General features: G+C 70.4%; 5 protein-coding genes and 1 pseudogene. 2 read left to right on the top strand and 4 right to left on the bottom strand.

Annotated features, from left to right (window positions below; translation table 11 throughout):
- Positions 1-192 (top strand): annotated as a pseudogene (locus AC2W7C_RS15610) (LysR family transcriptional regulator); the annotation flags it as partial.
- Complete coding sequence (locus AC2W7C_RS15605) at positions 159-635, top strand: LysR substrate-binding domain-containing protein (protein ID WP_486002225.1); 477 nt, start codon at positions 159-161, stop codon at positions 633-635. The pseudogene AC2W7C_RS15610 and the gene AC2W7C_RS15605, both read left to right, overlap by 34 nt.
- A gap of 4 nt (positions 636-639) precedes the next feature.
- On the opposite strand, the gene AC2W7C_RS15600 is transcribed toward AC2W7C_RS15605, so the two are convergent.
- The 4 genes from AC2W7C_RS15600 to AC2W7C_RS15585 all read right to left on the bottom strand — a co-directional run.
- On the bottom strand, positions 640-1,494 hold the full coding sequence (locus AC2W7C_RS15600) for an HAD family hydrolase (protein ID WP_486002224.1): 855 nt from the start codon (positions 1,492-1,494) through the stop codon (positions 640-642).
- Positions 1,495-1,595: 101 nt separating this feature from the next.
- Positions 1,596-1,997, bottom strand: coding sequence for a sensor histidine kinase (locus AC2W7C_RS15595; protein ID WP_486002223.1), 402 nt, complete (start codon positions 1,995-1,997; stop codon positions 1,596-1,598).
- Between the two features lie 2 nt (positions 1,998-1,999).
- Positions 2,000-2,383, bottom strand: a complete 384-nt coding sequence (locus AC2W7C_RS15590; protein ID WP_486002222.1) for a sensor histidine kinase — start codon at positions 2,381-2,383, stop codon at positions 2,000-2,002.
- Positions 2,296-3,208, bottom strand: a 913-nt coding sequence (locus tag AC2W7C_RS15585; protein ID WP_486002221.1) for a PAS-domain containing protein, incomplete at its 5' end; no start/stop codon positions are given. The genes AC2W7C_RS15585 and AC2W7C_RS15590, both read right to left, overlap by 88 nt.

Genomic DNA, 3,208 nt, shown 5'->3' with positions numbered 1-3,208 from the left:
GCCGCCGTCGGCCGGCTGCGCATCAACGCCCCGGGCGCGGCCGACATCGCCCTGGGGCCGCTGATCGCCCCGTTCCTGGCCGCCCACCCCGGGGTTCGGCTCGAGATCGTCGTGGACGACGCCTTCACCGACGTGGTCGCCAGGGGTTCGACGCCGGCGTGCGCTACGGGGAAAGCCTGGCCCGGGACATGATCGCCGTCCCCCTGGGGGGACAGGAGCGGTTCGCCCTGGTCGCGGCGCCGTCCCTCTTGGATCGGGTCGGCGTTCCGGTCTCGCCCGAAAGGCTGTCGGACCTGCCCTGCATCCGCGTGCGCCTGCCCGGCGGGGTCCTGGCCTGGGAGTTCGAGAAGGACGGCCGCGTGATCCGCGTCCAGCCGCAGGGGGCGCTCACCGTCACCGACGCCGCCCTGGCGCGTCAGGCCGCCCGGGACGGCCTGGGCTTTCACGCCACCTTCGAGGCCTGGGCCCGCCGCGACATCGCCGAGGGCCGGCTGGTCTCCCTGTTCGAGGACTGGCTGCCGCCCTTCGACGGACCCTTCCTCTACTACCCGTCGCGCCGCCATCCGCCGCCGGCCCTGGCGGCCTTCGTCGCCTTCGTCCGTGAACGGAATAAGACGGCCGCGCGATCGACCTGAAGGTTCAGACCCCCGCCGGCATCGTCCCCGCGTTGATGGCGATCCGGCCGATCAGGCCCTTGACGATCAGGTCCAGCGCCGAGCCTTCGCGGTAGTCGGCGGCGGCGACGAAATTGACCCGGTCCTCGGAGATCAGGGAGTAGATTTTCTTCTGGTCCTTCTCGTTGAAGCGCGGGTCGTAGACCGCGATCGAGAAGCCGCCCTTGGTGTGCATCATCTTCATCGTCGGCACGTCGGTGTCCCCGTCGCCCAGGAAGATCATCCGCTCGAACGGGACCGGCCGATCGTCGTCGGCCATGAATTTATTGATCTTGTCGTGCTCCCAGTGGTTCAGCACGCCCTTGTTGATGCGGAACAGGTACTGGGTCTTGGTGGTGTAGTTGACCCCCACCGCCGGCCAGATCGCCACCCCGTCCTTGTCGTAGACGAACTTGGACGCGAACACGTGGTGGAAGGCGTCGCGGATCGGGCAGCCGTCGATCATCTCCTCCAGGCCGGCGGAGATGATGTAGTGCTCGATGTCCAGGCCGTACTCCGCCCCCTTGGCGTTGATCCGCTCGAACCAGCCCTGGCCGGTCAGGTCCGACTTCAGGCCGTCGAACAGCTTCACGTCCTGCCCGTGCTCGCGCAGCGTCTCGCGCGTGATCGGCGCCCCGTTCTGGCGGGCGTGGGCCAGCATCAGCTGCATGTACATCAGGATGCCGTCGCCGTCGGCGGCCTTGGTCAGGGCCTCGGCCTCGCCCCAGAAGTCGCCGATGCCCATGCCCACCGAGGGAATGAAGCTGACCTCCTGCATGTTGCCCCGGGCGAGCGTGCCGTCGAAGTCGTAGATCAGGGCGGTCTTGAGAGGCTTGGCCATGGGAGGTTCTAGGGTCCAGGGGCGAGGTTCTAGGGGCGTAGGGAACGGAGCCCGCCCTGTCAAAGAAACGCGCTGAGCCGCCCTTCCCTAGAACCTGGCCCCTAACCCCTCGAACCTAGATGAAGCTCCGGCGCCGCGGCCACGACGGCGGCTTCCAGCGGCAGGTGCAGGATGAAGGCCGCGCCCTTGCCCGGTTCGCTCTCCACCTCGGCCCAGCCGCCGTGCAGCTCGACCAGGGCCTTGACCAGGGCCAGGCCCACGCCGGGTCCGCCGCGCTCGCGCCGGACGAAGCGGTCGAAGACGTGCGCCTGCAGGTGATAGGGGATGCCGCGCCCGGTGTCCTCGACCCGGACGCGCACCTCGGCCGGTCCGCCTTCCGCGACCAGGGTCACGCTTCCGCCCTCGGAGACCGCCCGCGCCGCGTTGTCCAGCAGCAGCTCCAGCGCCTGCTGGACCCGCTGCGCGTCGGCGCGGATGGGCCGCAGGCCCGTCGGGCAACTCACGGTCAGGGTCGCGCCCCGCCCTTCGATCGGGCCCGGACCTTGTCGGCGGCGTCGTCCAGCAGGTCGCAGACCCGCACGTCGCCCAGCGTCAGCTCCATCTCGCCGGCGTCGATCTGGGCCATGTCCAGCACGTCGTCGATCGAGCTGGCCAGCTGGCTGGCCGCCACCCGGATGGCTCCCGCGTGCTGCCGGCTGCGCTCGGGCAGATCCGCCTGGACCTCCAGCAGCTCGGAATAGCCGACGATCGTCGTCAGCGGGGTGCGCAGTTCGTAGGAGACGCTGCCCACGAATTCGCGCTTCAGCGCCGTGGACTCCTCCAGCGCCGCCGCCTTGGCCGCCAGCGCCTGCTCCAGCCCTCGCCGGGCGGTGACGTCCGAGAAGGCCACCAGGGTCGCCCCGTCCGGCAGGGGCCGGGTCTGCCAGGAGGCGATCCGCCCGTCCTCGGTCCGCCCCTCGCCGGCGATCGGCACCCGGCTTTCCGGATCCGATCGGCCACCCGCGCCTTCAGGCCCAGCCACAGGCTGGGATCGGGCAGGGTCGCCTGGCACAGGGCCGACACGGCGTCGAAGTCGCCGGCCGCCCGAAGCTGGTCGCCGGTCACGCCCCAGAAGGCCTCGAACGCCTCGTTGTGCAGCCGGATGCGCCCGTCCGAGCCGAACACGGCCACCGCGTCGTTCAGCTTGTCCAGCGTCGCGGTCTGCACCTGCAGCTGGGCGTTGAAGCGGCTGCGCAGCTTCAGTTCGTCGGTGATGTCCGACAGCAACAGCAGCATGCCCCCCAGCGGGTGAGGCTGGCGCACGACCCGCAGGGTCCGGCCGTCCGGCAGGGACCAGCTGTCGTCGGGCGAGGCCTGGGACGCCCCGTAGAAGTCCAGCTCCTTGGCCTTCCATCCGGCGTAGTCGACCACCTCGGGCAAAAGGCGACGCTGGCGCAGCTTGTCCAGCAGTTCGGCGTGCGTCGGCCGCTCGTCCAGCCAGGCCGGATCGATGTTGAACAGCTGTTGGAAGGCCGTGTTGTGGAAGGCCAGTCGCTTAGACGGGCCGAAGATGGCCACCGCGTCGGCCAGGTGGTTCAGCGTCTCGTCGTGCGCCTCGACATGGCGGCGCAGGGTGTCGCGGGTCTCCTCCGCCTCGGTCATGTCCAGGGCGAAAGGCCAGCACCGCGCCCGCCCCGCCCGGCGCCGGCTCGGCCACGATCCGCCAGGCGCGGCG

The organism is Brevundimonas sp. CURTG3B2_SDJG (assembly GCF_057364705.1).
This window is presented reverse-complemented; position numbering and strand designations above follow the sequence as displayed.